At 71.7% G+C, this 13,085-nt stretch carries 11 protein-coding genes and 2 pseudogenes; 11 read left to right on the plus strand and 2 right to left on the minus strand.

Translation table 11 applies throughout. The features are described 5' to 3' along the window. Positions 1–2,044: tetratricopeptide repeat protein (locus LK10_RS20525; protein ID WP_043128206.1), on the minus strand; the 2,044-nt coding region annotated here is incomplete at its 3' end. 482 nt (positions 2,045–2,526) lie between these two features. On the opposite strand from LK10_RS20525, the gene LK10_RS22090 reads away from it, so the two are divergent. The 8 genes from LK10_RS22090 to LK10_RS20555 all read left to right on the plus strand — a co-directional run bounded on the left by LK10_RS22090 (position 2,527) and on the right by LK10_RS20555 (position 8,183). After that, the gene (locus LK10_RS22090; protein ID WP_156144289.1) at positions 2,527–2,679 is read left to right on the plus strand and encodes a hypothetical protein; all 153 of its coding nucleotides are present in this window, start codon (positions 2,527–2,529) and stop codon (positions 2,677–2,679) included. Positions 2,680–2,793: 114 nt separating this feature from the next. After that, positions 2,794–3,036, plus strand: a complete 243-nt coding sequence (locus LK10_RS22095; protein ID WP_156144290.1) for a hypothetical protein — start codon at positions 2,794–2,796, stop codon at positions 3,034–3,036. After that, entirely contained in the window at positions 3,036–3,416 is a 381-nt protein-coding gene (locus tag LK10_RS20530; protein WP_043128208.1) for a hypothetical protein, read from the plus strand. Before LK10_RS22095 ends, LK10_RS20530 begins: the two co-directional genes overlap by 1 nt. A 55-nt stretch (positions 3,417–3,471) precedes the next feature. Further along, positions 3,472–4,332: a hypothetical protein gene (locus LK10_RS20535; protein ID WP_043128210.1), complete on the plus strand. Its 861-nt coding sequence runs from the start codon at positions 3,472–3,474 to the stop codon at positions 4,330–4,332. A gap of 349 nt (positions 4,333–4,681) precedes the next feature. Further along, the gene (locus LK10_RS20540; protein WP_043128213.1) at positions 4,682–5,476 is read left to right on the plus strand and encodes a hypothetical protein; all 795 of its coding nucleotides are present in this window, start codon (positions 4,682–4,684) and stop codon (positions 5,474–5,476) included. 80 nt (positions 5,477–5,556) lie between these two features. After that, positions 5,557–6,303 carry a hypothetical protein gene (locus LK10_RS20545; protein ID WP_043128215.1) on the plus strand — a complete coding sequence of 249 codons (747 nt, stop codon included), beginning with the start codon at positions 5,557–5,559 and terminating at the stop codon, positions 6,301–6,303. A 317-nt stretch (positions 6,304–6,620) separates the two neighbouring features. Beyond that, on the plus strand, positions 6,621–7,820 hold the full coding sequence (locus LK10_RS22915) for an OmpA family protein (RefSeq protein ID WP_052207646.1): 1,200 nt from the start codon (positions 6,621–6,623) through the stop codon (positions 7,818–7,820). Positions 7,821–7,901: 81 nt separating this feature from the next. Continuing rightward, entirely contained in the window at positions 7,902–8,183 is a 282-nt protein-coding gene (locus tag LK10_RS20555) for a hypothetical protein (RefSeq protein WP_043128216.1), read from the plus strand. 589 nt (positions 8,184–8,772) lie between these two features. Here LK10_RS20555 and istB read toward each other — a convergent pair. Further along, positions 8,773–9,571: pseudogene (istB, locus tag LK10_RS20560) on the minus strand (IS21-like element helper ATPase IstB). Positions 9,572–9,853: 282 nt separating this feature from the next. On the opposite strand from istB, the gene LK10_RS22920 reads away from it, so the two are divergent. The 3 genes and pseudogenes from LK10_RS22920 to LK10_RS22100 form a co-directional block, all read left to right on the plus strand. Continuing rightward, positions 9,854–11,863 carry a tetratricopeptide repeat protein gene (locus tag LK10_RS22920; RefSeq protein WP_043128219.1) on the plus strand — a complete coding sequence of 670 codons (2,010 nt, stop codon included), beginning with the start codon at positions 9,854–9,856 and terminating at the stop codon, positions 11,861–11,863. Positions 11,864–11,885: 22 nt separating this feature from the next. Next, a complete protein-coding gene (locus tag LK10_RS20570; RefSeq protein WP_043128221.1) occupies positions 11,886–12,116 on the plus strand; it encodes a hypothetical protein in 231 nt (76 codons plus the stop codon). 144 nt (positions 12,117–12,260) lie between these two features. Continuing rightward, positions 12,261–13,085: pseudogene (locus LK10_RS22100) on the plus strand (hypothetical protein); the annotation flags it as partial.

Consider the following 13,085-nt stretch of genomic DNA (forward strand, 5'->3'; position numbering starts at 1 on the left):
CCTGGAAGGTGTCGGCGATCCACTCCAAGGCGACAGCCGCGTTTGCCTGGCTCTCGTGCCCGGTGTACTGGGCCAGGGCCAAGCGGAACGATGCCTCGGCCTCCTCGTACCGCCCGAGATGGTACAGGCTGACCCCCATGCCGAACCGGGCGTCGGCGACCGTTCCCCATTCGGCCTCGGCCCCCCGGCCGAGGACCTCCTCGTAGACCGCGACAGCGTCCCCGTGCCGGCCCTGGAAACGGACCGCGTCACCGGCCTTGCTGAGGTTCATCAGGGCTTTGGGAGCATCGCCCAGGCGCTCCCAGGCGGAGTGGGCCTGACGGTATGCGTCCTCGGCCTCGACGTTCCGGTTGAGCTGTTTCAGGGTTTCGGCGAGGGAGGTAAGCGCAAGGCCAGCACGGTTGTCGTTGCCGAGGGCAGCGGCTGATTCAGCTGCTGCACGAAGATGGCGTTCCGACTCCTGCTGGTCTGTGAAGCGCAGCGCGAGGCCGGCTCGGAAATGCATTCCGCCCGCGCCGTCCTGGTCCCCGTTGTCTTCCGCATGTTGGGCGCCCTGGGCGAAGGCCCGCCCGGCCTCCGCGAGCCTCCCGAGCTTCAAGAAGGACGTGCCTGCGACCTCGATCAGGCGTACCGAAGGGCCGAGCTCCAAGGCCCTCTTGTAGCAGCCGATGGCCTCAGGGTGGCGGTTCTGGGCCTGGAGCGCCTGGCCGAGGCTGATGTACGCATCGGCCTCCCCCACTGCCGCCCCAGCCGTCTGGGCCGCCTGGATGGCTGCCCGCGCCGGCGCTTCGGCTTGGGTCTCCCGGTCCGCCTCGATCAGCGACCGGCTGGCTGCAAGGGCCACCTCCATCAGCAGGCCCGGGTTCCCGTTTGGGCCGCTTTCCGCCAAGAGCTGCCAGGCGATGAGGTTTGCGTCCCGGGCTTCAGGGATCCGGTCCAGCCTCCTGAACGCGACTGAGGACTGACGCCAGGCGGCCGCGGCCGCTTGGGCGTCTCCTATATCTGCATACTGGCCTCCGGCCGTCAGGAAATGACCGAGCGCCTGCTCGGTGGAGCCGCTCTTCGAGTGGGCGAGGCCGAGCCGCAAGTTGACGCTGGCGAGCATGGCAGTCTCCTCGGAGCCGATGAGCGCAAGGGCCTCTGTCATGCGCATGATCGACTGTGCGATGTGGTCGGTAGCCGCGTGGCATTCGCTCAAGCCCAGCAGCCCTGCGACTTGCTGGCCCCGGGATCTCGGCGGGTACTGGCTGAAGAGCCCGAGGGCAGCCTTGTACTCCGGCACTGCCTCTTCCGTCTTGCCCTGCTGCCGGAGGGAATCCGCAAGCAGGAGGTGTGCCTCGGCTGCTTCGCTGTTCAGGACGCCCATGTTCGACATCATCAGGAGCGCCCCCCGGTACTCCGGCTCGGCGTGCTCATGTTCGCCCTGGATGCTCAGGCACCGCCCCCAGTTCAGGAGATTCCGGACTAGGAAGTCCGCCTGGGCCGAAATCTTGGTGCCCGCGAAGGACATGACGGCGCGGGCGAATTCCTTCTGTGCCGGCCCCACGGCTCCGGCTGCCATCAGGGTCTCGCCGAGCCGGCTGTGCACGGCCGCGGAGCCCGCGACATCCCCGATCGACTCCAGGAGGGCTGCCGCCGACGAGCGGGCGTGAAGGGCCGGGATCAGGTGCCCGGAGGAGAGGAGGGTGTCCGAGACCTCCGAGAGCATTCGGGACTGGGCCGTCAAGGACGTGGGCATATCGGGGGCCACCGCAGCTTCCGTGAGGCGTGCCCAAGCGGGCGCTGAGGCTGTCTCCGGTGAAGAAGCAGCACCTAGTCCGGTCGTGGCCTCGAGGCCAGCCTCTTCCGAGCAGCGCATCCGAATGAAGCCGCACAGCAGACGTGAGACCTGGCCTGTGCCGCCTGCCGCGGCGCTTTCTTCTATCTCGTCAAGCCTCGCCAGTGTCATGGCCGAGTCCGCCCGGCCGAGGGTGGCTGCTTGCAGGAGGTCGCACAGCGAGATTATGGCCGCGTCTTCCGGGTCCATTTCCATCGGTTCAGTCACTGCGCCCCCCTGCTCGTTGATGCCCTGGTACGACCAAAGCCGATGGCCGCCAGATCCCGATCATCCTTCCCGGTAGGAGCATCGCACAAGGATCACGTCCCAGAAGGCAATTGCCGAGAGGGCACCGCCACTCGGCGCTCGCGTCTTCTCGTTTAGGACCAGCTACGGAAGAACCGGTCAACGGGCACGCGCCGGCTCGTGATTCCGCCAATCCGGGCCTCTCGAACCACTTCTCGATTCGGTTTTTTCACATCCGGACGCAGCAGCAGGAAGGTCTGCTCGCCGGGGATCTCCCGCTGTCTCTGGTGGGTGTTGGGGGCCGGGGCGGAAACGCCTGTGGGGGGTGCGGGGCGGCCCGTGCTTGGTCCTTGGCGGCCCGGCGGAAACGCCTGTGCCCTCCCGAACACACCCTGCATCCGGCAGGGCATGCCGCAGTACCTGTGAAGAAAGCCGGAACGACCTTGCCGGGAAGGAGGGAAGCCATGGCCAAGTGCAAGAAGTGCAACCGGAACACCACCGCGTGCAGCAGCTGCGACGGGGGGAAGAACCTCTCCAACGCGCTGGGCGCACTGACCTGCTCGAACTGCGGAAGCACGGGACAGGTCTGCCCCGAGCACGGGCGCCACTGGAAGTAGCGTCCCTGCGGGCCCGCCCCGGGCACCCGGGGCGGGCCCGCACCACTCACGGGGGACCTGCACTCCATCCCCTGCCCATCCCATCCCCATCCCGATCGATGGAAGGACTCCCCGATGTCCTCTGACCTCTCCTACAGCACCCCGGGCTACAGGGCCCGCCCGCGCCGGGCGCGCTCCGCCGCGGTTGCCCTGGCCGTGGCCGGGTCCCTGGCCGCCGGCGCCGCGGCCGGGTGGCTCGGCCACGATGCTGCCACAGCCCCGGCTGGCACCAGCGCCACGGGCAGCCCGACACCTACCGTGCCCCGACCTGCAACGGCCCCCTCCGCACCCGCGGGCGTCCCGGGAGGCGGGAGCTGATGGCCGCAGCGCTCCCGCGCCCGTCGGACCCGCTGGGCCTGGCCGCGGCCCTGGCCGCGGACCCGGAAGCCGGAGCCCTGGCGCCGGAGGAGTTCGCCGCCCTCCACCGGCGCATCTGGCGGCGGCTCGCCACCGACCTGGCCGGGGCGCTGGCCGGGTCGATGGACGCGGCGCAGCTCGCGGAGTACGCCGCGGCCGCCCACTACCAGGACGTCCACCCCGGCACCGGCGACCACACCAGGGCCTGGATCGGGGCCAACCTGCCCCCGGACGCCGCGGCGACCGCCGCCCGGCTGATCCGCCAGGCCGTCATGGACGCCGCCCAGTCCATCCGGACGCACCCCTCCCCCGGGCCCGGGGGCCGGGGCGGAAACGCCTGAGCCCGTCGAACGGCCCCGGGCCCCGGGCCAGCCAAGGAAAGGAAGGAACATCATCATGACCGTCACCGCCGACCGGGGCGCCGCGCCCCCGGCCCCGGAAACCCGGGGCCGGCCCACAGGCAAGGCCCTCCAGCTGCTCTCCTGGGACCGGGCCGACCTGGCCCGGGCCAGGGCCACGATCCTGGCCGGGATCGCCGTCTGCGCGCTCGGGGAGGCCATCACCGCCCAGAGCGCCCTGCTGGCCTTCACCCGCACCGCCGCGCTGGCCTGGCTGCTCGCCGTCGCCGCCGTCATCGCCGCGAACCTGGCCTCCTGGACCGCGGGGTCCCTCTGGCACAGCAGCCGCCCCGCCGCTCTGGGCCTCGCAGCCGCCTGGGCGGGGGTGGGCGCGACCCTGTTCTACCTGCGCATCAGCCACTCCATGCTCGACACCCCTCCGGTCAGCTTCGGGGCCAGCGCAGACCAGCTGGCCGCCAACACCGCCACGGCCAGCGCCAGCGACCAGATCCAGGCCTGGGTCATGGCCGCCCTCTTCGTCCTGGGCGGGGCCCTGGCCGCAGTGAAGGCCTCCACCGTCTCAAACCCCGCGCTCCTGGCCCACATCAGCGCCAAGGAGGACGCGGCCCTGGCCCGGGCCGCCAGGGCCGCGGCGCTCTCGGACTACACCCAGGCCGCCTCCCAGCACGCCAAACGCCTGGCCGAGATCGACGACGTCCCCACCGACCTGGCCACCCAGAAGCTCGCCATCGCCCACGGCATCGCCCTGGCCAAGCACCACGCCCGGGCCCGCATCGCCGAGCTCCTCGCCGGCCCCCACCTCACCGGCGGCGTCCACACCCCTGCCACCCCCACCCACGGCACCAGCCCGGGGCACCCCGGCAGCGGCGGCGCCCCGGACCGGGGTGCCGGGGCCTGAGCACGTCCCGGCCCTGGCCCTGCCGCCGGGGCCGGGACCCCCACCAGGGAAGGAAACCCCCACCGTGCCACGACCCCACATCCCGGCCCCCCGCCCGGCCCCCGGCCCCGGAGAAGGGCCCGGGTGCCTGCACTGCGGGGCGCCCACCCTGCCCTGCCCGCTCCAGGATGCCTGCCCGGGCACCCGCACCACCGGCACCCCCAGGCCCTGCACCCGATGCCACGAAGGCCGCAGCTGCCCAGTCCACGGCCCCCGCTGGGCCGGGACCCACTGACCCCGCCCACCGGGCGGAAACCCCTCACACCCTCCGCAGGCGCACCCGTGCCAGCACCAGGAAAGGAAACCCACGATGGACACCGCCAAGCCGGCCGAGCCCCGCAACGGCCGCGACCCGATCGAAGGCATCGACTTCTACCTCCGCACCCCCGAGAACCCGACCCCCTACACCCTCTGCGACCGGATCTCGGACACCCTGGCCGGACGCCGCGACGCCCGGCACCTCTCCACCGGCCAGCTCGCCGAGCGCTCCCCCGGAGACCCCCTCCCCGACCTGACCCCCTGGGCGCGGGCGCTGATCGCCCGCTCCGCCCAGGTCAGGGCCAAGGAGGAGAACGTCCTCGAGGCCGTCATCGACCCCGCACGCCGCGAGCAGACCCGCCTGGCCCACGCCGCCGCAGCCGCCGACACCGCAGCCGCCGAGGCCGAGGCCTCCGCCGCCGAGGCCGAGGCCGACCACGCCGCCGCCCACGCGGCAGGGCCAACGAGCTCCGAGCCCGTCAGCGCCGCCGAGGCCTACGACTCCGAAGAGGTCCGCGCCGGGCGCCGCGCCCGCGACCACCGGGCCCTGCTCGCCGGACACCGGGCCCGCGCCGACCGGCACCGCGCCCAGGCCGCCGAGGCACGCCGGCAGGCCCACTCCGCCCGCACCCGCTGCGCCGACCTCGCGACCAAGATCGAAGGCGCAGGAAACGCCCTGGACCGCCGCCTCGACGAGCACACCCAGCACACCCGCCGCCGGCTGAACACCTACGCCCGCGCCATCGCCCGCCGCCACCCCGACGCCGCGATCATCCCCGCCCTCGCCGCCGCGCTCGAGCCCGCACCCCGACCCATCGCCGGGTCACCGGCCCTGCACGCCCTCTGACCCGCCGCCAAAAAAGGGGCGGAAACCCCTCGGCCCCGCACAGCGCCCCTCCCGGGCCGCCCCACGGAAGGAACAAGCCCATGCCCATCCCCAGCCCGGCCAAGATCCTGCGGCAACGCCGCCGCCGCGCCGCCGTGACGACCCACCGCGAAGCCACCGAAGGCATCCAGACCCGCCCCGCCTACGACCTCGACCCCGCCGGGCGGCTCAACCGCGACCTCGACACCGACCTCTTCATCGCCTCCCCGCACCCGCACCTGGCACCCGTGCCCGCCACCGTGGACCTCCTCGCCGAGACCACCCGGCGCATCGACGCCCTCCACGCCGCCGGCGCCCTCGACGAAGGCTCCTACACCGTCCTGGACCACTTCCTCGACGCCGACCACCACACCATGGACACCGCCGCCGAACGCCACGCCCGCGCCCAGCTCGACTTCCTCCGCCGCGCCGAGACAGCCGAGAAGCGAACCCACCACGAAACCTGGCACACCCTCCAGACAGCCCTCGCAGCCCTGGCCGAAGCCGAAGCCCGCCTCGCCGAAGCCGCCACCGCCCTCACCGGCACACCCGTCGCCCCCAGGACCACCGACCACGCGCCCCTTCCCCAGACCAGCCGCACCCCGGCCCCGGGAACCGCCCAGCAGCACCACACCTCAACCCCTCCCCCCGCGGCAGGGAACCCGGCCGCCCCCCACACACCCGACCCCACCGCAGACACACCCCCCGCCAGCCAAACCACAGACGCCCGCACAACCACGACACAGGCCGAACCCGGGACCACCGACCAGAAGACCGACCAAACCGACAAGGCCACCAGAGCCGCCTGACCCAACCCCCACCCCCGAAACCGCCACCACCCCAGAACACTCCGCCCAAAGCCACTCAGAGGACTCTGAGAGAGCGCAACCCGGGGCGGGGCCGCATCGACCGGCACCGCCCCGGAGGCACTGCCCTACGCCTGTTCCACGGCCGCCCCCGGCCCCCAGCCGATCCCACGAAGCCCTGCGCGCCCGCTTCGGGCCTGAGCGTGCTCGGACTCCTAGCGCATCACCGTCCCCTTGGGGCGGCGGCGGAAACACCTGTGGAGGGCGCAGGCACCCCGAACCCGGCCCTGCAAACCACAGTCAGGAAGGAACCCATTGCCATGACCCCCCTCCCCGGACGGCCCCGGCGCCTCCGCGCCGCCGCGGCCCTCGCCATCGCCCTTGCGGGCGCCGTGCTCACCGGATGCTCCGCACCCGCCCCCGCGCCCGCCGGCCAGGCCCAGGACTGCACCCCGGCCCCGGACAGCCTGGCCATCGTCGTGGCCGTGCACGCCGACGCCGCCCCCGGAATCCCCGCCGAAGCCGGCTGCCTGATCGAGGCCGCCCTCGAACACAACGCCCCGATCAGCATCGTCGCCGAAGACGGCGCCCCGTACTCGGTCCAGACCCGGCGCACCTACGGCATCACCCCCGGAAGCGACACCTACGACCTGGACATGGACAACGCCCGCGCGGCCCTGATCAAGGCCGTCTCCACCGCCGCGGCCCGCACCGACGGCGACGACACCCTCGCCGCCCTGAACCTCGCCGCCCAGCTCACCGCCGGCGCCAAGAACCCAGCCATCATCGTGGACTCCCCCGGCCTGCCCGACACCACCCCCCTGGACCTCACCGACCCGGCCCTGGCCGCCGCCGCCCCCGCCGACGTCACCGCAACCCTGGCAGCCCACCACTACATCCCCGCAATGACCGGCACCCGCATCCTCTGGGCAGGACTGGGCGCCGCAGCAGGGAAGCAGGCCCCCCTTCCCGCACCCCAGGCCGCGAACTACAGGGCCATCTGGGAATCCATCCTCGCCAAGGCCGGAGCCACCGCGCAGATCGTCCCAGGATCCGCCTCCGGCACCACCGCCCCCAACGCCGACGGGCACACCGTCCACCCCGTCCCACCGATCCAGACCCACATCGACTTCCCCGCCGACGGCGGCACCGCCGTCTACCCCGACACCTCCCCCCTGGGCTTCCAGCCCGGCACCACCGACCTCCGCGACCCCGCCGGCGCCCAGAGCACAGCCGCGGCCCTGGCCGCCTGGCTCGCCGCCGACCCCCACCGCACCCTCCAGATCACCGGGACCACCGCCGACGACGGAAGCACCCAGTACCAGCACGACCTCGCCCAGCAACGCGCCCAGGCCATCGCCGCCCTCATCGCCGGCCACGGCATCGACCCCGCACGCATCACCGCCACCGGGGCAGGCCACGACTTCCCCGGATACACCCCCGACCACAACCCCGACGGCACCCTCGACCCGGCCAAGGCCGCCACGAACCGCACCGTGCGCATCACCCTCAACCCCTGACCCCGACCCGGAGGCCCCCACACGGGGCCTCCGGCACCCCCGCACAGTCGGCGCGCAGGCTCAAGAGACACGAGAACGAAAATGACCCCCACCGCACCAGCACCCCCACCGGCCTGGAACTGGACCCCGCACCACACACCCGCCCTCGCACGCGCCATCCTCGGCCACCCCGCAACCTCCCACCTGCCCCCCCACGCCGTCACCGACCTCATCCACACCGCCGGCCACGACCTCGCCCACCACACCTACCCCGCCAGCCCCACCACCGAAGAGGCCACCGAAGAGGCCACCGCCCAGATCCTCGACGAGATCGCCCACGGCCCCTACCAATACCTCAACCACCACACAACCAACCCCCACTGAGAAGGAAAGCCCACGGCGACCGGAACGACCCCCTCACCGTCCTCGAACACACCGTCAAACCCCGGGGCTTGACACCCCTGCCATCCACTGACGGGGGACCCCCGTCCCCGTGTCAACGACGGATTGGAATGGACCCCTTAACGACGGGGCTACAGGGTCAGTTTCACTCCGTCGTCGGCACCCCGGCCAGCCCGCCCCGTCCAGGCCACCGTCGCTACTCCAAGGCCACGAGGGACAGGTCATCGAGCACCCGCCACCCACTTCGTCTCCAAAGCCGCAGCCTCCGACCGACCCACCCAGCGCGAGAAGCATTTTGGGTTGGCATAGCCGAAACGAAAGGCTGTGTCCGAGGCAGCGGAGAGGCCGCCGCAGGCGAAACCATCGATCGCAGCCGGCCCGCGGACCTGCTGCCCTCCGGGCAAGGAACAGGGTCGAGCCCAGCGGGGCTTGACAGAAAGCCTGACCAAGACTGTTGTTGGGAGACGGCCTGAGCCACCAGCGGGAAGACCGCTGGGCACTTCGACGACAAACGGCGCCAGGGTTGCTGACGCTCTTGAGGAACTGATCGTTTGTGCTCTTCGAGATCTGGTCAGTTCGAGTGGTTATAGTCTGCCGCGTTTTCGGCTCGCACGGAGGGCAGGGTTTCGATCCCTGTGTTCCTGAGCCGGTATGAGGAGCCCTTGAGGGTGACGACCTCGGCGTGGTGGACGATCCGGTCGATCATGGCGGCTGCGACGACCTGGTCGCTGAACACGTCACCCCATCGGGCGAAGGAGAGGTTCGAGGTCAGGATCAGCGACGCGTGCTCGTAGCGGGAGGAGACGAGCTGGAAGAACAGGTTCGCCGCGTCCTGCTCGAAGGGGATGTAGCCGACCTCGTCCACCACGATCAGCCCGTAGCGGCGCAGCTTGGCCAGTTCGGCGTTGAGCCTGCCGGCACCGTGGGCGCCCTGCAGCCGGGTGACCCACTCGGCCGCGGTGGCGAACAGGACCCGGTGGCCGAGGTAGGCGGCACGGATCCCGAGGGCGATCGCGAGGTGCGTCTTCCCGGTCCCGGGCGGGCCGAGGAGCACCACGTTCTCGGCGTTGGCCAGGAACGTCCCTCCGGCAAGGTGCAGGATCGTGTCCCGTCGGAGCGCGGGCTGGTGGTCGAAGACGTAGTCCTCGATGGTTTTGCGGGCCGGGAACCCCTGCGGCGCGGATGCGCATCTCGGAGCCGGAGGCGTCGCGGGCGGCGACTTCCCGGTCCAGGACCGCGGCGAGGTATTCCTCGTGTGTCCAGCCGGCGTCGCGGGCCTGCTCGGCGAGCCGGCCCGCGGCCTCCTGGATCCGGGGTGCCTTCAATGCCCGGGAGAGGTGGTCGATGCGCTTGAGGGCCTCTGCGCTCATGCCGTGTGCTCCTTCGCCTCGACGGGATCCTCGGCGATGGCGACGCCGAAGAAGGCGTCGTACTCGGCCAGGTCCCGGACGATCCCGGCGTCCTCGATGGTCCTGGTGCGCGGCTGCTGGAAGGCGGCGCGCAGCCGGGCAGCGGTGCGCCGATGCTCCGGATCGGTGACGCTCTCAGCCCTGCCCCAGGGTCCAGATCTGCAAGAGCGAAAGTGTTCAGTTCTTCAAGAGCGCTGACAGTGGGTACCGTCCAGAAGAGAGTGGAGGGAAGGAGGCCTGTCCGTGGAAGAGCATCCGGACCCGACCGGCCGCCTGCAGCGTCTCCTCGACGGCAGCCTCCGGGACCCAAACATTGGCCCACAGCAGATCAGGGGCCAAATCCGCACCATGATCCAGGCCAGGGCCCGCACCAACCTCGGGGCCCTGCACTGGAAGGTGGGACACCGTGAGGAGGCCCGGGCCGAGTTCGAGGCCGCCCTGGCCCTGTACACGCAGCTGGGTCTGACCGCCGACCAGGCCAGCGTCCGCACCAACCTCGGAGGCCTGCACCGGGAGGCGGGGCGATGGATGGAGGCCCTGGCAGAGTACGAGGCCGCCCTGGACCTCTACACACAGCTGGGCCTGCCCGAACGCCAGGCCACGGTCCGCAACAACCTCGGGAACCTGCATCAGGAGGCGGGGCGGTGGGAGGAGGCCGGGGCCGAGTTCGAGGCCGCCCTGGCCCTGTACACGCGGCTGGGCCTGCCCGAACGCCAGGCCATGGTCCGCCACAGCCTCGGGACTCTGCACCGGGAGGCGGGGCGGTGGGGCGAGGCCCGGGCCGAGTTCGAGGCCGCCCTGGACCTCTGCACGCGGCTGGGCCTGCCCGAGCGCCAGGCCACGGTCCGCGGCAACCTCGGGGGCCTGCACCAGGAGGCGGGGCGGTGGGAGGAGGCCGGGGCCGAGTACGAAGCAGCTCTGGCCCTCTGCACTCAGCTGGGCCTGCCCGCGGGCCAGGCCAGGGTCCGCGGCAACCTCGGGACTCTGCACCAGGAGGCGGGGCGGTGGGAGGAGGCCGGGGCCGAGTACGAGGCCGCCCTGGCCCTGTACACCCAGCTGGGCCTGCCCGAACGCCAGGCCATGGTCCGCCACAGCCTCGGGACTCTGCACCGGGAGGCGGGGCGGTGGGGCGAGGCCCGGGCCGAGTTCGAGGCCGCCCTTGACCTGTACACGCAGCTGGGCCTGGCCGAACGCCAGGCCATGGTTTATGGCAACCTCGGGAACCTGCACGGGGAGGCGGGGCGGTGGGGCGAGGCCGGGGCCGAGTACGAGGCCGCCCTGGACCTGTACACCCAGCTGGGCCTGCGCGAGGGCATCGGGGGCATCCACGCGTTGCTTGCGATCCTGATGCTGGCACAGGGCCGGGCCGAGGAAGCCGCCGCGCACCACAGGCAGGCCCTGGCCCTGTACGCCGCCCAGGGCCTGACCCAGGACGCGGCCTGGGCCGACCTCAGCTATGCCGGCACCGCGCACCGGCACGGCCTCCACACTCCAGCGGAGGCTTTGGAGGCTGCGCTGCCCGCGGTCCTGCACCTGGACGCGGTCCGGTTCCAGTTCCGCACCGCATCCGAACGCATCGCCTGGGCGGAGAAGGCGGCCCAGGCCTACCAGCACGCCTTCGTCCTCGCCGCCGAAACCGGCGACCCGGCCCTGGTGGCAGACCTGGTCGAGAGCATGGTCAACAGCACCGCCCACACCAGCCCCGACACCGCCCCGGACGAGGACGAACTGGACCGGGCCTTCGCAGCCCGGGCCATCGGGATCGAGGCCGCCGACGCCGCCCGCACCGGCACCCCCCACCCCTACGCCGACGGCAACGGGGAAGAGGGCCCAGCGGCCGCCGCCGCCGGGACCGCAGCACTGCTCAGCGGCGCGGCCCTGCCCGCCGCGCCCCCGCCGCCCCTGCTGACCCCTACCGCAGGCCCGGTGCGGATCGCCCTCCAGGGCCGCTACACGAACAGGGACTACCCCCCCGCCCCGGCCCACCGTTACACCCGTCAGAACCTGGTAACCCATCAGGACAGATCGCCCGCGACCTGGAAGCCACCTACCACACCGTCTTCCGCCACCTCCGCGAGCTCGAAGAGCTCGGCTTGGTCGACTCGGATGCAGAGGACGACCGCCAGGGGCAGCGGGTCGTGTACCGGCTCAATCAGGAGGCGCGCGATCGCGAGGCTGAGAGGCTCCTTGCCTACCTCGACGGCCGCTAGTGTTTGCGACACGCCGATAAGCCTATATGTGCGCTTTAAGTAAAGTCGCCCGCAAGGATGGATGCATGGAGGACACCACGACACGCATGGGGCGCCCACCGCTTGGGCGTGAAAACACCGTGGCCACGAAACTCCCCGATGCCGAGATGAAGAAGCTTCGGGAGATCGCGGCCGTCCTTGGCGTCAAGCCGGGCCGTTTCGCCTCTGATCACTTCATCGACTTCATTCGTTCGATCAACCTCGACGACTTGCGTGCCCAGTACGGACAGGAGGCGCTCATTCAAAAAGCGTCTTAACGACTGAGGGCCCGCCTCCCGGCGGGCCCTCGTATAAGTCTCCCATCACCGCTTTGCTTGGCTGGCGGATCGGTGATGGATCCGAAACCCTCCCTTGCGGGTGGGTCCCTTTCGCATACCTCCTGGGAAGGAGTCTGCCCTCTTATGGTAGCTGAAGCTGCCGTCCTGTCACCTGCAACCGCTGAGCAAGTGCCCGCTCGGCGTGTCACAGGCGTGCCGTCCCCGAGGGACGTTTGGGCGCTCGCGCCGTTGATCGCCGGGCAGCCCTCCTACCGTTCCGGCCAATGGGTGCGTGGGAAGTTCGGGTACCCCGGCTCCCCAGTGGGGATCTCTTCCGCGCTGCCGAAGTCGCCGGCGGCGGTGCTTGTGCATGGTGCGGACGGGTCGGTGGCGACGCTGTGCCTGGACCTGGACACCTCCAGTGCGGCACAGCATGTTGTGGACGGGGACGCCGAACGGCTGGGTGCGCTGCTTGCCTCGTGCGGGCTGCGCTGGGTGGAGGATGTCTCCCCGTCCGGTGGCCGGCACCTGTACGTGCCGCTGGCCGAGCGGATGGACGGGGCGCAGGCCCGCGAGCTGGTCGAGGCCCTGGCGCGGGTGGCCCGGAGCCTGGATGCCAGCCCGCACCGGAATCCCTCCACCGGGTGCATCCGCGTGCCCGGCACTCTGCACAAGCGCGGCGGCCGCCAGGAACTGGTCACTCCCCTGTCGGCCGCGTACGAGATCCTCCGCCGACGCAACACGGCGGAGGGGCTCGAGCGGCTGCGCCGGGCGCTGGCGCCGGAGCTGCGCCGCAACCGGCACGAGGCGGGCCGCCGTGCCCGGCTCATGGCTCCTCCCCCAGCGCAGACGGGACGCAGCCCAGGACCTGATACGGCAGGCCGTCCGCTGGGCGGGTGGCAGTCCCCGCTGCGCTCGATCGCGGAGACGGGCCTGTACGAGACGGACCGGTACCGGTCCGTCTCGTAC

This window comes from Sinomonas humi, from assembly GCF_000802235.1.
Classification (GTDB): Bacteria; Actinomycetota; Actinomycetes; order Actinomycetales; family Micrococcaceae; genus Sinomonas; species Sinomonas humi.

Excerpts from the sequence above, each read along its gene's own strand:
- LK10_RS20545 (WP_043128215.1), top strand. The coding sequence starts at position 5,557 with ATGCCCATCCCCAGCCCGGCCAAGATCCTGCGGCAACGCCGCCGCCGC.
- LK10_RS20570 (WP_043128221.1), top strand. The coding sequence starts at position 11,886 with ATGGAGGACACCACGACACGCATGGGGCGCCCACCGCTTGGGCGTGAA.
- LK10_RS22095 (WP_156144290.1), top strand. The coding sequence starts at position 2,794 with ATGTCCTCTGACCTCTCCTACAGCACCCCGGGCTACAGGGCCCGCCCG.
- LK10_RS20530 (WP_043128208.1), top strand. The coding sequence starts at position 3,036 with ATGGCCGCAGCGCTCCCGCGCCCGTCGGACCCGCTGGGCCTGGCCGCG.
- LK10_RS22090 (WP_156144289.1), top strand. The coding sequence starts at position 2,527 with ATGGCCAAGTGCAAGAAGTGCAACCGGAACACCACCGCGTGCAGCAGC.
- LK10_RS22915 (WP_052207646.1), top strand. The coding sequence starts at position 6,621 with ATGACCCCCCTCCCCGGACGGCCCCGGCGCCTCCGCGCCGCCGCGGCC.
- LK10_RS20555 (WP_043128216.1), top strand. The coding sequence starts at position 7,902 with ATGACCCCCACCGCACCAGCACCCCCACCGGCCTGGAACTGGACCCCG.
- LK10_RS20535 (WP_043128210.1), top strand. The coding sequence starts at position 3,472 with ATGACCGTCACCGCCGACCGGGGCGCCGCGCCCCCGGCCCCGGAAACC.
- LK10_RS20540 (WP_043128213.1), top strand. The coding sequence starts at position 4,682 with ATGGACACCGCCAAGCCGGCCGAGCCCCGCAACGGCCGCGACCCGATC.